The organism is Microbacterium sp. JAI119 (genome assembly GCF_013410135.1).
GTDB lineage: Bacteria > Actinomycetota > Actinomycetes > Actinomycetales > Microbacteriaceae > Microbacterium > Microbacterium oxydans.
Window position 1 is genome coordinate 1,754,671 of sequence record NZ_JACCCK010000001.1, and the last position, 15,406, is coordinate 1,770,076.

At 67.1% G+C, this 15,406-nt stretch carries 16 protein-coding genes; 9 read left to right on the forward strand and 7 right to left on the reverse strand.

Annotation, left to right across the window (positions count from 1 at the left end):
- Positions 1–29: 29 nt before the first annotated feature.
- From coaD to mutM, 5 genes are all read left to right on the forward strand, one after another.
- On the forward strand, positions 30–527 hold the full coding sequence (gene coaD / locus HDC31_RS08435; protein WP_046748450.1) for a pantetheine-phosphate adenylyltransferase: 498 nt from the start codon (positions 30–32) through the stop codon (positions 525–527).
- A 71-nt stretch (positions 528–598) separates the two neighbouring features.
- Positions 599–1,147: a DUF177 domain-containing protein gene (locus tag HDC31_RS08440; RefSeq protein WP_046748451.1), complete on the forward strand. Its 549-nt coding sequence runs from the start codon at positions 599–601 to the stop codon at positions 1,145–1,147.
- Positions 1,148–1,149: 2 nt separating this feature from the next.
- A complete protein-coding gene (rpmF, locus tag HDC31_RS08445) occupies positions 1,150–1,359 on the forward strand; it encodes a 50S ribosomal protein L32 (protein WP_017830754.1) in 210 nt (69 codons plus the stop codon).
- 10 nt (positions 1,360–1,369) lie between these two features.
- Entirely contained in the window at positions 1,370–2,062 is a 693-nt protein-coding gene (gene rnc / locus HDC31_RS08450) for a ribonuclease III (RefSeq protein WP_113681911.1), read from the forward strand.
- Positions 2,055–2,921: a bifunctional DNA-formamidopyrimidine glycosylase/DNA-(apurinic or apyrimidinic site) lyase gene (mutM, locus tag HDC31_RS08455; protein WP_061017640.1), complete on the forward strand. Its 867-nt coding sequence runs from the start codon at positions 2,055–2,057 to the stop codon at positions 2,919–2,921. The genes rnc and mutM overlap by 8 nt, the downstream gene beginning before the upstream one ends.
- Positions 2,922–2,939: 18 nt before the next feature.
- On the opposite strand, the gene HDC31_RS08460 is transcribed toward mutM, so the two are convergent.
- The 5 genes from HDC31_RS08460 to HDC31_RS08480 form a co-directional block, all read right to left on the reverse strand.
- Positions 2,940–3,749 carry a hypothetical protein gene (locus HDC31_RS08460; RefSeq protein WP_113681912.1) on the reverse strand — a complete coding sequence of 270 codons (810 nt, stop codon included), beginning with the start codon at positions 3,747–3,749 and terminating at the stop codon, positions 2,940–2,942.
- Between the two features lie 153 nt (positions 3,750–3,902).
- On the reverse strand, positions 3,903–5,225 hold the full coding sequence (locus HDC31_RS08465) for a permease (RefSeq protein ID WP_179516012.1): 1,323 nt from the start codon (positions 5,223–5,225) through the stop codon (positions 3,903–3,905).
- Positions 5,222–5,917 (reverse strand): ABC transporter ATP-binding protein, encoded by a 696-nt coding sequence (locus HDC31_RS08470; RefSeq protein ID WP_046748454.1) that lies wholly within the window; start codon positions 5,915–5,917, stop codon positions 5,222–5,224. The genes HDC31_RS08465 and HDC31_RS08470 overlap by 4 nt, the downstream gene beginning before the upstream one ends.
- A 101-nt stretch (positions 5,918–6,018) precedes the next feature.
- Positions 6,019–7,098 carry a GNAT family N-acetyltransferase gene (locus tag HDC31_RS08475; RefSeq protein WP_113681913.1) on the reverse strand — a complete coding sequence of 360 codons (1,080 nt, stop codon included), beginning with the start codon at positions 7,096–7,098 and terminating at the stop codon, positions 6,019–6,021.
- Positions 7,099–7,209: 111 nt separating this feature from the next.
- Positions 7,210–7,494, reverse strand: a complete 285-nt coding sequence (locus tag HDC31_RS08480) for a hypothetical protein (protein ID WP_061017650.1) — start codon at positions 7,492–7,494, stop codon at positions 7,210–7,212.
- 528 nt (positions 7,495–8,022) lie between these two features.
- Here HDC31_RS08480 and smc point away from each other — a divergent pair.
- Genes smc through HDC31_RS08495 form a run of 3 tightly spaced genes read left to right on the forward strand, consistent with a single transcriptional unit; the run spans position 8,023 to position 13,048 of the window.
- Positions 8,023–11,574 (forward strand): chromosome segregation protein SMC, encoded by a 3,552-nt coding sequence (gene smc / locus HDC31_RS08485; RefSeq protein ID WP_179516013.1) that lies wholly within the window; start codon positions 8,023–8,025, stop codon positions 11,572–11,574.
- Between the two features lie 56 nt (positions 11,575–11,630).
- A complete protein-coding gene (ftsY, locus tag HDC31_RS08490; RefSeq protein WP_045265192.1) occupies positions 11,631–12,503 on the forward strand; it encodes a signal recognition particle-docking protein FtsY in 873 nt (290 codons plus the stop codon).
- A gap of 44 nt (positions 12,504–12,547) precedes the next feature.
- On the forward strand, positions 12,548–13,048 hold the full coding sequence (locus HDC31_RS08495) for a DUF2004 domain-containing protein (RefSeq protein ID WP_046748457.1): 501 nt from the start codon (positions 12,548–12,550) through the stop codon (positions 13,046–13,048).
- 33 nt (positions 13,049–13,081) lie between these two features.
- On the opposite strand, the gene lipA is transcribed toward HDC31_RS08495, so the two are convergent.
- Both lipA and lipB read right to left on the reverse strand, forming a co-directional pair.
- Positions 13,082–14,071, reverse strand: coding sequence for a lipoyl synthase (gene lipA / locus HDC31_RS08500; protein WP_113681915.1), 990 nt, complete (start codon positions 14,069–14,071; stop codon positions 13,082–13,084).
- Positions 14,068–14,721 carry a lipoyl(octanoyl) transferase LipB gene (gene lipB / locus HDC31_RS08505; RefSeq protein ID WP_061017677.1) on the reverse strand — a complete coding sequence of 218 codons (654 nt, stop codon included), beginning with the start codon at positions 14,719–14,721 and terminating at the stop codon, positions 14,068–14,070. Before lipB ends, lipA begins: the two co-directional genes overlap by 4 nt.
- A 97-nt stretch (positions 14,722–14,818) precedes the next feature.
- Between lipB and HDC31_RS08510 the strand changes: the two genes are divergently transcribed.
- Positions 14,819–15,403, forward strand: a complete 585-nt coding sequence (locus tag HDC31_RS08510) for a TetR/AcrR family transcriptional regulator (RefSeq protein WP_046747082.1) — start codon at positions 14,819–14,821, stop codon at positions 15,401–15,403.
- The last annotated feature ends 3 nt before the right edge of the window (positions 15,404–15,406 follow it).

Below are 15,406 nucleotides of genomic sequence, written 5' to 3' on the forward strand. Positions count from 1 at the left end.
GGGGAACCGGCGTGCCCTAGGCTGGAACCATGAGCAGCCGGATCGCCGTCGTCCCGGGTTCCTTCGATCCGCCTACCCTGGGTCACCTCGATGTGATCCGGCGCGCCGCGGCCCTCTACGACGAGCTGCACGTGCTGGTCGTGCACAATCCGGGCAAAGAGGCGATGCTCCCCATCGCGCAGCGGCTCTCGTTGCTGGAGAGGTCGATCGCCGACGACGGCATGCAGGGCGAGATCGTGATCGGTTCGTGGAGCATGGGGCTCTTGGTCGACTACGCCCGTGACGTCAACGCGGGAGTGCTCGTGAAGGGCATCCGCTCGCAGATCGATGTCGCGTATGAGTCACCGATGGCGATCGTCAACAGACACCTCGCCGGCATCGAGACGGTTTTCCTCCTTCCCGACCCCTCGCACGCCATGGTCTCGAGTTCCCTCGTCCGCCAGGTCGCGTCTCTCGGTGGCGATGTGAGTCCCTTCGTTCCGCCCGCGGTCGCTGCATTCCTGGACACGGGATCCCGAGGGATCTGAACCTCTCGCCTGGACGCGGATTCAGGACGACAGCGTGCAGCGGCCGGTAGCATGGGAGTGTGCGCTCTCGAATGAACGGCCCTTTCGTGCTCCCCGTCCGTGACATCGTCCGGCGTCCGGGGGAGATGCGGGAACACGAGTTCACCGTCGCCCTCGCCGAGTCATGGGGTGAGGGGATCGTGTCGTACGAGGCCGGCTCCGAGCTCGATCTCGATGTCCGCCTCGAGTCGGTGCACGAGGGCATCCTCGTGTCGGGAATCGCCGAGGCCGAGTACGCCGGCGTGTGCGGAAGATGCCTGATGGACATCACTCGGCCCGTCGAAGTCGAGTTCCAGGAGCTTTTCGCGTATCCTGGTGAGGAAGAAACTGACTTCGAGGTTCAAGACGACCACGTGGATCTTGAAACTCTCGTCAGGGATGCGGCCGTACTGGCACTTCCTTTTCAGCCGGTGTGTCAGCCGGATTGCCCGGGTCTCGACCCGAAAACGGGTGAACGACTGACCGTGAGCACCGGAACGGAGCAGGCCGCTCCCATCGATCCTCGGTGGAGTGCGCTCCAGAACATCACAGACCAAGACGGCACGGAAGAATCTCGTGCCGCCGAGAAAGAAGAGAGCTAGTCATGGCTGGTAACCCCCCGAAGCGCAAGGTATCCCGTTCGAACACCCGCTCGCGTCGCGCGCAGTGGAAGGCGGCGCCCGTCGCGCTCGTCAAGACCATCGAGAACGGCCAGGTCGTCTACAGTCGTCCTCACCAGGCCAAGGTCGTCACCGACTCGCAGGGCACCGAGCTCTTCCTTGAGTACAAGGGCCGCAAGGTCGCCGACGTCTGAGTCGCGTACCGTGACGGAGGTCCCCGGGGGGACGAGACCTCTCCCAGAAAAGCTCCGCGTCGATATCGACGCGGAGCTTCTGGAGTTGGCCCTCACCCACCGCTCCTACGCGTACGAGCACGGCGGCATCCCGCACAACGAGCGGCTCGAGTTCCTCGGTGACTCGGTGCTCGGGCAGGCGGTGACCGTCATGCTCTTCACCACGCATCCTGATCTCGACGAGGGCGAGCTGGCGAAGCGACGAGCCAGCGTCGTGTCGACCGTCGCCCTCGCCGAGGTGGCTCGGGGCATCGACCTCGGCAGCCATCTGCTGCTCGGCCGTGGCGAGGAGCAGACCGGCGGTCGGGACAAGGACTCCATCCTGGCCGACACCATGGAAGCCGTCATCGGCGCGACCTACCTCTCGGCAGGTCCTGACGCTGCCACGGAACTGGTGCTCCGACTGACGAAGCCCCTGCTGGCTGACCCGGAGCGCTACGGTGCGGCCATGGATCCGAAGACCAGCCTGCAGGAGCTCGCCGCCCGGCTCGGCGCCACCCCGCCTCGCTACTCGGTCGAGGCGAGCGGACCAGACCACGACCGTCGTTTCCTGGCCACGGTCAGCGTGGGCGACGTGAGCATGACGGGTGTCGGCAGCAGCAAGAAGACCGCCGAGATGGCAGCAGCCCTCAGCGTGTGGCGTACCCTCAGCGAGCGTGCCTGAACTTCCCGAAGTCGAGGTCGTCCGCGCAGGCCTCGCACCGGCCGTGATCGGATCGACCATCACCGCGGTGAGCGTGTTCGATGAGCGCGCCCTCACTCGTCACGTGGCCGGTGCCGCTGACTTCGTCGCTCGCCTCGAGGGACGCATGTTCACCGACGCATCGCGCCGCGGGAAGTTCCTGTGGCTGCCGCTCGATGACGAGGATTCTGCGCTGATCGGGCATCTCGGAATGAGCGGTCAGATGCTGTTGCGCGCGCCCGACGCGGGGGCCGAACGACATGAGCGGGTGCGGATCGGAATCGAGCATCCCCGGCACGGCGAGCTCGCGATCGTCTTCGCCGATCAGCGGACCTTCGGATCCCTCGCCGTCGACGCGCTGATCGACGACGGCGGATCGCGGATCCCGACTCAGGTGGCGCACATCGCTCGTGACCCCCTGGATCCGGCATTCGACGACCGTGGCTTTCGAGCAGCTCTGGGGCGACGGGGGAGTGCGATCAAGCGTGTTCTCCTCGATCAGGGTGTCGTGAGCGGGATCGGCAACATCTACGCAGACGAGTCGCTGTGGGCAGCGCGGATACACCCCGAAACGCCGGCCGATCGTCTGTCGACGCAGGCCGTCCGCAGGCTGCTCGCCGAGGTCCGGCTCGTGCTCGCGAAAGCCCTCGCCGAGGGCGGAACCAGCTTCGATGCGCAGTACGTCAACGTCAACGGCCAAGCCGGCTATTTCGCGCACTCGCTCAACGCCTACGGGCAGCAGGGCAAGCCCTGCCCGCGGTGCGGAACGCCCATCGTGCGCGAGAGCTTCATGAACCGCGGCTCTCACTTCTGCCCGCGCTGCCAGCGGCTGCCGAGATAGCGCGGATCGAGAGGCTCATCAGGAATAGCAGCTGAGTGGCGTGATCACAGAATCGTTATCAGCGCCCATGAGCGGGGCGCCTGCCCAAAGCGGCTCGCCCGCATGGGCGACCTGGACGTCGCGGAACTCCCAGAAGGTGTCCGGGACCCACACGAGAGTCGTCGGATCGTCCACGTTCACCGGTATGGGTGACTCGCGTTCTCCGTAGTTCGCCGAGGCCTGATCCACCATGCCCACCACTCCGTGATCCACGACGCCGCCCCGTGACGATGTCGAGTACAGCCCGCCTGAAGGGGCGATGATGTACGTGTAGGCGTCGACGAACTCGGGCCAGTCCCAGCTCTTCCGTGGTTCGACCCAGGTGAGCTCCCGGATCGGCTCGGGCCATCGCGTGACTTCGGCGACCGGTACGGAGACGCTGCTGCAGGCCGGAATCCCCTCCAGGTCGAAGCGAATCGCATCGAACCGATCCCAACCCTCGGTGCTTCCCACGAGCCAGGTCGTCGTGGACATGATCGCGCTGCGGGACCGGTTCTCCAGGACGAACATGCCTTCCTCGACCGACACCGTCACAGCACCGACCGTCGCCCAATCGGATGTGCGCTGAAGCGCTTGAGTCTGTGCTTGGGCTGACTCTGCCTGAGCGTAGAGGGGGGCGAGCTGAGCCATTGAGAAGAACAGCGTTCCTAGAGCAGCGAGGGCGCTGCCGATCGCGGTCACGCCGCCGACCCACACCCATGTACGCGACCTCTTGATGCTCGAGACTTCCGCGACCAGGCCAGCTACTTGTTGCTGCAGCGCGTGGTTCTTGCCTGCTTCGTGCTTCATGGCCGACGCAAGAGTCGCTACTTTCTGTTCGAATCTCGCTTGTGCTCGGCGTCGACCTCTGAACGTCATCCCCCACGGATATCACAGCCCGCGGCGACAGTTCTCGCCACACCCCGGCATGCTCACCGAAACCCCATAGAGGCGGCACGGTGTTCACGTAGCCACGAAGGAGCGCTGCAGGAGTGGACGGGTCGCCCACGTCGTCGCCCAGACGACACCGATCCCGACCGACACCACGAGCGCGATGGTCAGCAGCGACTCGGGCGCCGTGATCAGCGCGATTCCGACCAACGGGAACACGAGGATCGCGGCCACGAGCGCGGAGCCGATCGCGGTCACCAGCAGCGGTGACATGATCGCCCGCCGTCGCGCCCTGTCCACGGTCTCGAGAGGCATACCGAGGTGATGCAGACTGCGGTGCAGCTCGCGTTGGTCGAGGACGTCTGAGGCCTGGTTGACCCCGACCGATGCCGCGACCATCAGGAAGGAGCCGATGAGCGTGATGATGAGACCGGTCCGGATGTCATCGGCGAGCGCGATGTCGGCGGCAGCGGCATCGGAGGTGCTCATCATGCTCAAGAGCGCGACTCCGGTACCGGCGAAGACGGCCATGAAGCTCGCCATGGCGATACCACCGACCTGCCGCCAGGCCGCTTTCGGCGAGTCCAGCACGATGCGGGCTGCGAGCAGTCGCTCCGGTCGCTCGGCTCGACGGAGCTGCCCTGAGGCGACCACCTTGAGCACCCACGGCCCGACGAGGTTCAGCACTGCCAGCACGGCGCCGAAGAGGCCGGCGAGTACGACGATCGTGAGGACGAGTCCGCCCACGGAAGGGAAGACCTTGATCAGCACGAACGCGACGGCGATCGCACAGACGGCGAACACCGCCCGGATCCAGTGCACCTTGGGAACATCGGTGCGTGTGCGCACGCCGAGCGGTGAGATGACGACACGACGCAGACCGATGATCGCACTCGTCGACGCGAGGGCGAGCACGGCCGCCACCACGAGGGCCGTCTGCGCCGGCGGGAGGACGACGGCACCGAATCCGAGGGCTTCGCCGCGGAACGGGATGAGTCCGATGAGGGGGCTGAGGGCGACGTGCGCGACGACACCGACCAGGGCACCGGCCGCGGCGACGAGCACGGATTCCGCCACGGTGGCGACGGTCACGCCCGCCGGCGACACACCGAGCAGACGGAGCGTGGAGAGTCGTTCGTCGCGTCGACGCGCGGAGAGTCGAGCTGCCGCTCCGCCGACGGACATCAGCGGGACGACCAGCAGCACGAGGGCGATGGCCGCAAGGGCTTGATACAGAGGAGCGAACTCGTCGGTCCATCCCCAGAACGACTGCGCCCCGCCGATGACGGTGAGAACCAGCGTCGTGACCACGGCGAAGGCGACGACCGGCAGAGCGATAACGCTGCCCTGACCGGGAGCGGGGCGAAGCAGGAGGGTGAGCACATTGCGGTTCATGCGGTCACCGCCGACGAGATGATCCGTCCGTCGCGCACTGCGATCGTTCGCGTGCACCGAGCGGCGACCTCGGCGTCATGCGTGACGACGACGAGGGTGCGGCCCTGTCCGGTCGTGGACCACAGGAGCGCGTCCATGACCTCCGAGGACGTGGTGGAGTCCAGCGCTCCGGTGGGCTCGTCCGCGAAGACGACCTCCGCGCCGGTGGCTTGGGCGCGTGCGATGGCGACGCGCTGTGCCTGCCCACCCGACAGCTCGCCGATCCGGCGGTCCTCCATCCCGGCGAGTCCGAGAGCCGCCAGCCAGGATGCCGCGTGCTGCACGGCGTCCTGACGTCGGATGCCGTTGATCATCGAGGCGAGGGCCACGTTCTCCACCGCGGTCAGCTCGGGGATGAGAAGGCCCTGCTGAAAGACGAACCCGAACTTCTCGCGTCGCAGTCGTGAGCGCGCTGACTCTCCGAGCGCGGTGACCTCGATAGCGGATCCCTCGGCGGGGCGGAAGACGACTCCGCCCGCGTCAGGTGCGGTGATCCCCGCCAAGACGTGGAGGAGAGTGGTCTTACCCGAACCCGAGGCTCCCATGATGGCGACGGACTCACCGCGATGGATGGCGAGGTCGACGCCTGCGAGGGCGCGTGTCGACCCGAAGTTCTTGCTGAGGGCGTGGGCTTCGATCACGGGGATGTTCATGATTCCAGCCTCGCCGTCCCGCCCGGCTCGGTCGTCGCCCGGGCGGATGACGGTGCGGGCTCGACGTCATCCCGGAGAATGAGATCGGGCCCGCACCCTCGTCAGAGCTTCTTCTGCCATGCCCCGGCGTAGGAGACCGGCACGAAGCCGATGGCCTCGTTGATGTTCAGCATCGGCCGGTTCTCCTCGGCGTTGAAAGTGGAGACGACGGTCGACTCAGGCATCAGCTCGCGCCAGCGGAGCAGGTTGGCGCATTTCACGATGGTTCCCAGACGATGGCCACGGTGGTGCTTGCTCACCAGCGTTCCGAACTGGTGCGTCACACCCGTGCGATCGGCGGCGATGAGGAGTTCGTTGTACGCGACGATGGTCCCGGACGGGACATGACGCACTGCCGCCACGGAGACAGCCTGCCCGGCGCCGAGCAGTCGCGCCTCACGCCGCACCACCCGCTCGGCGTCCCAGACCTCTTCGACGAAGTCCATGTCGCCGCTGGGTGCGTCCGTGGACAGCCGGGCGAGCACAGCGGCGAACCCTGCCCTCAGCTCCGGAGGCGTGGGCATGTCCCATTCGAGCAGTGCGTAGTCTTCGCCCGCCAGAGCGATCGCGTCGCTCAGGGCCGCGCGAAGCAGTTCCGGGTCGCCTCGGAGGTCGTACTCACTGTTGCGCTCCACCTGCTCGAGGACGAAACCGCGTGCCTCCACGAGGTCGGAGAGCGGCGTCGCCGGTACGCGCCCCCACCCCGTGCGGGGAACCAGCATCCGTTCGCTCTCCTCGGGACGGTGCAGACTCCAGATCTGCAGGACACTCCGACCGTGCGCGCGCGCTTCCGCCTCCGCTGTGTCGAGGAGCGCCTCTTCGACGCCACGGCCCCAGTGGGCCGACGGAACCAGCAGGTCGATCTCCGCGGCGTGAGCATCGGCTTCCTGCGCGAAGGAGATCGTCACCATGCCGACGATGCCGCCATCGATCCGGGCGACGAAGCCCACGTCGAGTGCGTCCGTGTCATCCTGCCAGTTCGGCAGCATCTGAGCGGCGTCAGGCGCGAGGTCGGGGAGACCCACCTGCTCATCGCAGACGCGCCTGTTGAGCTCGCCGAAGGCGAGGAACTCGGCGGCATCCTCGCTCTGGAGGCTGGCCGGGACGACCAGCGGCGTGATCGTGGTTTCCATGGTCTTCATGTCTGTTCTTCCGTGCGGGGTGTGTGGAGGGGATTGTGATGGGACGGCGCCCGCTCGCGGGTGAGGCGAGCGGGCGCCGTCGCGGAGATGCTCGTCACGGCCTCGACGGTCTCAGCGCATGCCGCGCTGCATGTCGTACGTGAGCAGGGCGTACGACTCTGCGGCGGAGCGATGACGCTGCTCGCCGAGGAGGAACAGGTCGGCCGGATCGATGCGCAGGCCGCGACGGGTGTGCCGCGGACGCTGTGCCCTCTGGAAGAGCCAGAGGCCGATCCTGAGGGAGAGACGATCTGCCATCGAAAGGCGACGCAGTTCATCGGGGCGGGGAATCTGGAGGACCTCGTGGTCCTCGATATCGGGCGGGTGGATGTCGCTGCGGTGCAACGTGGTGTTCACGGTGGTTCCTTCGGAAGTGATGGTGATGATGGGTGCGGAAGCACCGCACGTCGGCTGCGGATGCAGCTGCGAACGGTGCGGGAGAGCAGGCGTCGACGCAGGCCGAAGAGGCGGCCAGCGGATGCGGGATGTGCCGAGATCTGCGGGGCAGATCTGCGGAGGGGGCGCGAGAGAAACGGCCGGACTGGACCTACGGGAGGTCTGGAGAGTCGGGTTGCGGTTCTACGAGAGAGCGCTCATGCGGACGCCGGCGGTTACCGAGAACGCAGGGCGCGGCGCAAAGTGCGCGGGCGCGGCGAGGCCAGTGGCCTGTGCGTTGAGCTGAGTCGTAATCATCGGTAACCTCCTTTCGTGTGGCGATCCGGAGGCCACCGTAGCGAACCCGCGAGAGCCACGTCAAGCACATACTGTTCCGCTCGGCGTGTCGCCGGCCTCTCGAGTTCGCCGTCGACCCGCGCGGGATGAGGCTCCAGGCCCGGAATTCCGGTAGCGTAGCCGCGTGATTCTCCCCGGACGAGCGGTGCCCGTATGCATCTGAAGAGCCTGACGCTCAAAGGGTTCAAGTCGTTCGCGCAACCGACGAGCTTCGTCTTCGAGCCCGGGGTCACCTGCATCGTCGGGCCGAACGGTTCCGGAAAGTCGAACGTCGTCGACGCGCTCGCCTGGGTGATGGGCGAACAGGGTGCGAAGACTCTCCGCGGCGGGAAGATGGAAGACGTCATCTTCGCCGGCACGTCGACACGCGGTCCTCTCGGTCGGGCCGAGGTGCAGCTGACGATCGACAACTCCGATGGGGCGCTGCCGATCGAGTTCGCAGAGGTGACGATCAGTCGCACCCTGTTCCGCAACGGTTCGAGCGAGTACGCCATCAATGGCGAGGGCTGTCGTCTCCTCGACGTTCAAGAGCTTCTGAGCGACTCGGGACTCGGACGCGAGATGCACGTCATCGTCGGCCAGGGACGTCTCGACACCGTGCTGCAGGCGTCGCCCGAGGACCGCCGAGGATTCATCGAGGAAGCAGCGGGAATCCTCAAGCATCGACGTCGCAAGGAGAAGACGCTCCGCAAGCTCGATGCGATGGAGACGAATCTCACCCGATTGAGCGATCTCGCGGGCGAGATCCGGCGGCAGCTCAAGCCTCTGGGAAGACAGGCCGAGATCGCGCGCGAGGCGCAGACCATCGCCGCCGTGGTGCGTGATGCCAAGGCGCGCCTCTTCGCGGACGACGTGGTTTCTCTGCGTGCCGCTCTCGCTGACCACACTCGGACCGAGCACGAGCGCCACACCGAGCGTCTCGTTCTGTCCGACCAGGCGGAGACGGTTCGCGCGAGCATCGCGCGACTCGAACAGGATCAGAATTCCGTCGCCGTGGACGAGGCGCGCAGCGTGGCGTTCGGTCTCGAGCAGGTGCAGGAGCGGATGCGCGGGCTCTACACGCTCGCGAATCAGCGCCTCGCGCTGCTCGGCACGGACGACGACGATGCCGCGGTCACCGCGATCACCGTGACACAGGCCACGATCGACGAGGCGAGAGACGAGATCGACACGATCTCTGCGGGACTGGGTGACGCCCAGGACGCGGCAGCCGCCGCGAGCCGAGAGGTCGTGCACGCGCGCGCGGAACTCGACACCCTCGATGTCGACATCGCCGAGCAGAGCGCGCTCGTCTCCCAGTACGACATGCGACTGTCTGCCTTGCGGGGATCCGCCGAGGCTGCGGCGTCAGCTCTCGCCGCGGTCCGAGGGGCGGTTCTCCGCCAGGAGAACGCCCTCGAGGCCGCGAACGCTCGTCGGCGGGAAGCGGCTGAGGCACTGGAGTCCATCGACGACGCCGAGGCACCGGAGGGTACGGCCGTCGAGCATGCGGCGGCATACGAGAGCGCGCAGCGGGCCGCCACGGCGGCGGAGACCGAGCGCGAGTCGCTCCGGGAGCGTCTGCACTCGGCTGAGCGTGAAGTCGACTCCTTGACCGCCAAGACATCCGCGCTGAGCAGCGCTCTGGCGCTCTCCGGCGGTGCGGCGGAGATCGTCAGCGCCGGAGGACGTGGCGTCCGCGGCCTGGTCGGCGATGCCGTGCAGGTACGTGCCGGCTATGAGGCGGCGGTGTCCGCGGTCCTCGGGCCGCTTGCGGAGGGCGTGCTCATCGACACGGCGTCTGATGCCTTCGCGATGGCCGTCGAATCGGCGCAACAGCGCAGGGGAGTGGTGGACTTCGTCATCGCCGACTCGCCGCGACCGCACGCGGCGTTGCCGTCCCTGGCAGGCGTCGTGCCCGCCGTCGACGTCGTTACCGCCCCCGAGGGAGTGCTGGGCATCCTGTCGCATGTGCTGATAGCGGATGACCTCGACTCGGCCAGAGCGGCGCGGTCTGCACTCGATGCGAAGGGGGACACCGGGACCACCATCGTCACCCTCGGCGGAGACGTGATCACGGCTCAGACGCTTCGCACCGGCTCGGGCGGTGAGCGCTCGCGTCTCGAGCTCGCGGCTGAACGCGATGCCGCAGCCGAACGCTTGGCGGAGATCCGGATCGTGGCGGACTCGCTCCGTGAAGCTCGTCGGGATGCCGACGAGGCGGTCGAGACCACGAGACGGCAGGCCAAGGAGGCTCTTCGAGCGCTCCGCGAACACGACGCTGCCCTCGCCACGCACGCGGAGCAGGTCAACCGGATCACCGTGCGACACGAATCCGCCGTCGCGGAGTGCGAGAGGCTGGAGACCGGGCTCGCGCAGGCGCAGTCCGCCGTCTCCGAGGCGGAGGAGAAGGCGGAGGCGGCGAAAGCGGCATTGGACGAAGCGATCGCAGCGCCGCGGCCGGTTCTGGATGCATCCGCACGGGACGGACTCCTCGAAGCTCTCGAGCTGGCACGTGAGGGCGAGGTGCGGGCTCGACTCGAGATCGAGACCCTGCGCGAGCGCGTCCGCGCCGCGCAGTCCCGGGTCGCGAGCCTGGAACGGCAGCGCGAGCAGGAACGTGACGCTGCGGCTGAGGCGGCCCGACGCGCGGTCATCCGCCGCGCGCAGCGGGAGTCGGCCTCAGGCGTTGCGGACGAGTTGCCGCGCATCCTCGATTCGCTCGATCGTTCCGTAGCCGAGGCACGTCTCGCGCTCAAAGAGGCCGAGGCCGCTCGGTCGGCCCAGAACCAGGAACTCGTCGGCCTCAGGGCTCAGGAGGCATCGCTGCGCGAACGTCTGACAGGGCTCACCGAGAGCGTGCACGGGCTCGAGCTGCAGATACACGAGAAGAAGCTGCACCTGAACAGCCTGCTGGAGCGGGTCTCCTCCGAACTGGCCCTGGACGAAGATATTCTCATCGCGGAATATGGTCCTGACCAGCTCGTCCCGCGCGATCCGACCACGACGACAGCGGCGGACCGAGACGCCGGAGACGGCGCCGCGGCGATTCCTTTCGATCGCCGCATCCAGCAGCGCCGTCTCGCAGAGGCGGAGCGCAAGCTGGCGCAGCTCGGACGCGTCAACCCGCTGGCCCTCGAGGAGTTCGCCGCGCTGGAGCAACGCCACGCCTTCCTCACCGAGCAGCTGGCCGACCTCACTCAGACGCGACAGGACCTGCTGACGATCATCGCCGACCTCGACGAGCGGATGCAGACCATCTTCGCGAGCGCCTTCGAGGACACGAAGGAGGCCTTCGGCCAGGTGTTCCCGCTGCTGTTCCCGGGGGGAACGGGCAGCATCTCGCTCACAGATCCCGACAACATGCTGACCACCGGCATCGAGGTGTCGGTCCGTCCTGTGGGAAAGAAGATCGAGCGCCTGTCGCTGCTGTCGGGCGGCGAGAGGTCGCTCGCGGCGGTGGCTCTGCTGGTCGCGATCTTCAAGGCTCGGCCGAGCCCGTTCTACATCCTTGACGAGGTGGAGGCAGCTCTGGACGACGCGAACCTCGGTCGTCTGCTGACCGTGTTCGAGCAGCTGCGGGAGAGTTCGCAACTCCTCGTCATCACGCATCAGAAGCGCACGATGGAGATCGCTGATGCGCTGTACGGCGTCTCGATGCGGCAGGACGGCGTCTCGGCGGTCGTAGGACAGCGGGTCGGCGACCGAGCTGCGGCCGCGGTCTGACCGAGTCCATCGGCGCGCACGCCTTCCATCCGCTGAGCACCCCGTAGGCTGGTGGGATGGCGGAGAAGTCCTGGTCTCTTGGTCGTGCACTGCGCGGCATGTTCGTCAAGCCCACCATCGATGAGACGACCTGGGAGGATCTGGAGACCGCGCTCATCACGGCTGATTTCGGCCCTGACATCAGCGAGCGCGTCGTCGACGAGCTGCGCCAGAAGGTCGACCGTTACCGGACGACCGACCCCAAAGACCTCCAGCGCATGTTGCGGGAGACGCTCGAGGAGCACTTCGCGAAGTTCGACACGACGCTGAAGCTCACCGAGCGCCCCGCAGTGGTCCTCGTCGTCGGCGTCAACGGCGTCGGCAAGACCACGACCATCGGGAAGTTCACCAAGTTCCTCCGGGGGTACCAGCGCAGTGTGGTGGTCGGTGCCGCCGACACGTTCCGCGCAGCAGCGGTCGATCAGCTCGCGACCTGGGCGCAGCGCGGTGGGGCGGCGATCGTCCGTCCGCAGCAGGAGGGTCAGGACCCCGCCTCAGTGGCATTCCAGACGGTCGAGTATGCGAAGCGCGAAGGCATCGAGATCGCGATCATCGACACGGCGGGCCGCCTGCACACGAAGGGCGGCCTCATGGACGAGCTCTCGAAGGTCCGGCGCGTGATCGAGAAGCAGGCGCCCATCAGCGAGGTGCTGCTCGTGCTCGACGCCACCACCGGCCAGAACGGCGTGATGCAGGCGGAGGCATTCCTCGAACACGCTGGCGTCACCGGACTCGTCCTCACCAAGCTGGACGGGTCGGCCAAGGGCGGCTTCGTGCTGGCCGTGCAGGAGCGCACGGGCATCCCGGTCAAGCTGCTCGGACAGGGCGAGGGGATCGATGACCTCACCGGTTTCACTCCTCATGTCTTCGTCCAGTCGCTGGTCGGTTGACGACGGGACTACCGCAGTGAGCACGAGGCTGGTTTCATAGCGTTATGGCGATCGAACACGACTACTTCGGACTCCTGTCCTCGGGCCCGGACGGATCGATCTTCTGGTCGGAGACCGTGGAGCTCGGTGATCAGAGTGTGACCGTGGACCTGACCGCTCCGGACCAGGACGACGTCTCGTCCGATGCGCTCGACATCGCCGCCTCGCTCATCGCGGGCCTGGAGAGCGTCGACGACACGGCGCGTCGAGGCATGCTCGCAGAGGTGGACGACCGCACCAGCGAGGTCACCGAGTACATCCTTCAGCAGCAGGAGGCGTACGGCGATGACTTGCCCGACGTGCTCGTCGACGTGTCGGGAGACGCCGCCGTCGACATCATCCGCTCGCTCCGGCTCATGAGCATGACGATCCTCGCCGACGAGCATGGGGGCTCGGAACCATTCGCGGTGCTCGAGTACGCGCTCGACGACAGCTCGTCAGATGACGTCCTGCTCGTCAATCTCGGCTCCGACGGCAGCGTGCAGTCGGTGATGAGCGCGGACTAGCCGCACGAGCGGCTACCCCGGGCAGCGACGAGGTCAGACGGCCTGGGCGAATCCGAGATCGGCGCTCTCTGCGATGTGGGAGAGGTGCGCGGGGATCTCGCGGCCCTTGGACGTCATCGACTGCGCCCACAGGCGCCCCGCCCGGTAGGAGGAGCGCACGAGCGGACCGGCGAGGACGCCGAGGAAACCGATGCGCTCGGCTTCCTCCTTGAACTCCACGAACTCCGCTGGCTTCACCCAACGAGAGACCGGGTGGTGCCGCGGTGTCGGGCGGAGATACTGCGTGATCGTGATGATGTCGCAGCCGGCATCGTGCAGATCGTTGAGCGCCTGCACGACCTCCTCCGGCTCCTCGCCCATGCCCAGGATGAGGTTGGACTTCGTGATGAGCCCGGCGTCGCGGGCTTGAGTGAGCACGTTCAGCGAGCGCTCGTAGCGGAAAGCGGGTCGGATGCGCTTGAAGATGCGGGGAACGGTCTCCACGTTGTGCGCGAACACCTCTGGTCGGGCGTCGAAGATCTGGTTGAGGAAAGCCGGATCGGCGTTGTGCTCGTTCGCGAGCAGCTCCACCCCGGTGTTCGGGTTGAGCTCGTGGATCTTCCTGACAGTCTCCGCGTTGAGCCAGGCACCCGTGTCGGGCAGGTCGTCACGGGCCACGCTGGTCACGGTCGCGTACCGGAGGTTCATCCGCTGCACACTCTCGGCGACGCGGCGGGGCTCGTCGGTGTCGTAGTCAGCCGGCTTGCCGGTGTCGATCTGGCAGAAGTCGCAGCGACGCGTGCATTGCGACCCGCCGATGAGGAACGTCGCTTCGCGATCCTCCCAGCACTCGTAGATGTTCGGACAGCCGGCCTCCTGGCACACGGTGTGCAGGTCTTCGCTCTTCACGAGCGAGTGCAACGCCGTGTACTCCGGACCCATCTTCGCCTTGGTCTTGATCCACTCGGGCTTGCGCTCGATCGGTGTCTCGGCGTTGCGGATCTCCAGACGGAGGAGCTTCCGGCCCTCGGGTGCGGCGGTCATGCGTGGGCTCCTGACAGTTCGGGGGTCGAGTATTCGGCGAGAAACGCACGGGTCACGGCATCGACGAGGTCACGGGGCGAAACGGAGGATCCCGTGACCTCGCTCACGGTCGTGACACCCGCGTCGGTGATGCCGCACGGGATGATGCCGCGGAAACCGGCCAGGGAGTTGTCGCAGTTGATGGCGAAGCCGTGCATCGTGACTCCTTGCTGCACCCGTACCCCGATCGCGGCTACCTTGTCCTCGGAGAGCGGGCGGCGCACCCAGACGCCGCTGCGGCCCTCCACCTGATAGCCGTCGACTCCGAGCGGGCGCAGCACCTCGATGAGCAGACGCTCCAGTCGGCGCACGTGGGCGACCACGTCGATGGGCTCGCCGAGGCGGACGATCGGATAGCCGACCAGCTGTCCTGGGCCGTGCCAGGTGATCTTGCCGCCGCGATCGACGTCGATCACCGGCGTGCCGTCGTGCGGACGCTCATGCGGTTCCGTGCGCTTGCCCGCCGTGTACACGGCTTCGTGCTCGAGCAGGATGAGGGTGTCCTGCCGAGTGCCTGCGACCACGTCGGCATGGACCCGGCGCTGAAGCTCCCACCCGTCGAGGTACGGCACCGGCGTAGGAACGAACCCGGGCGTGAGGATCTCGAGCATCACAAAACCGCCTTCGGTGTAAATGGACTGAGAGCAACAATACTCCTTCGGGTCGAGGACGGCGTTCTCGATCCGCGCCGCGCGGTAGCGTGAGTGCATGAGTTCGACGGGGAAAGCCGGGCGCCCGAAGGCATCGTCACGGGAGACGCTCGCCGAGGCTGCGTGCGAGCTCTTCTTGGAACGCGGTTACGCTGCCACTTCGGTGGCGGACATCACGCAGCGCGCCGGGGTGAGCCGTTCGAGTTTCTTCAACTACTTCGCTTCGAAGAGCGACGTGCTGTGGTCAGGAATCGACGAACGGGTCGGTGAGGCTGTCGAGTCTCTCCGGGGCCTGGGCCGGGTCGCGACGGGGGAGTCGGTGCGGGAGATCCTGCTGCGGGTCGTCCACGACTTCGCACCGGATCCGCTTGCTCTCGCCCTTCGCAACGCGGGGGCGATGGGGCTGGAGGACGAGCTCGTGCGCGACACCGGCCTGCGAATGGCACGCTTGTCCGCTGCCGTGTCGCTCGCGGCGTCCTCGGCGGGCGTGGACGTGATCCGGGCCGACATCCTCGGGGCGGCGCACGCGGCTGCGGTGCTCTCGTCGCTGCGCGTGTGGGCAGAGCAGGGCGCGGGGCGCGGAACGCCGGAGACCGTGTTGCGGGAAGCGCTGGCGATGATTCACGACCTGCCCTGGTCCTGAGCC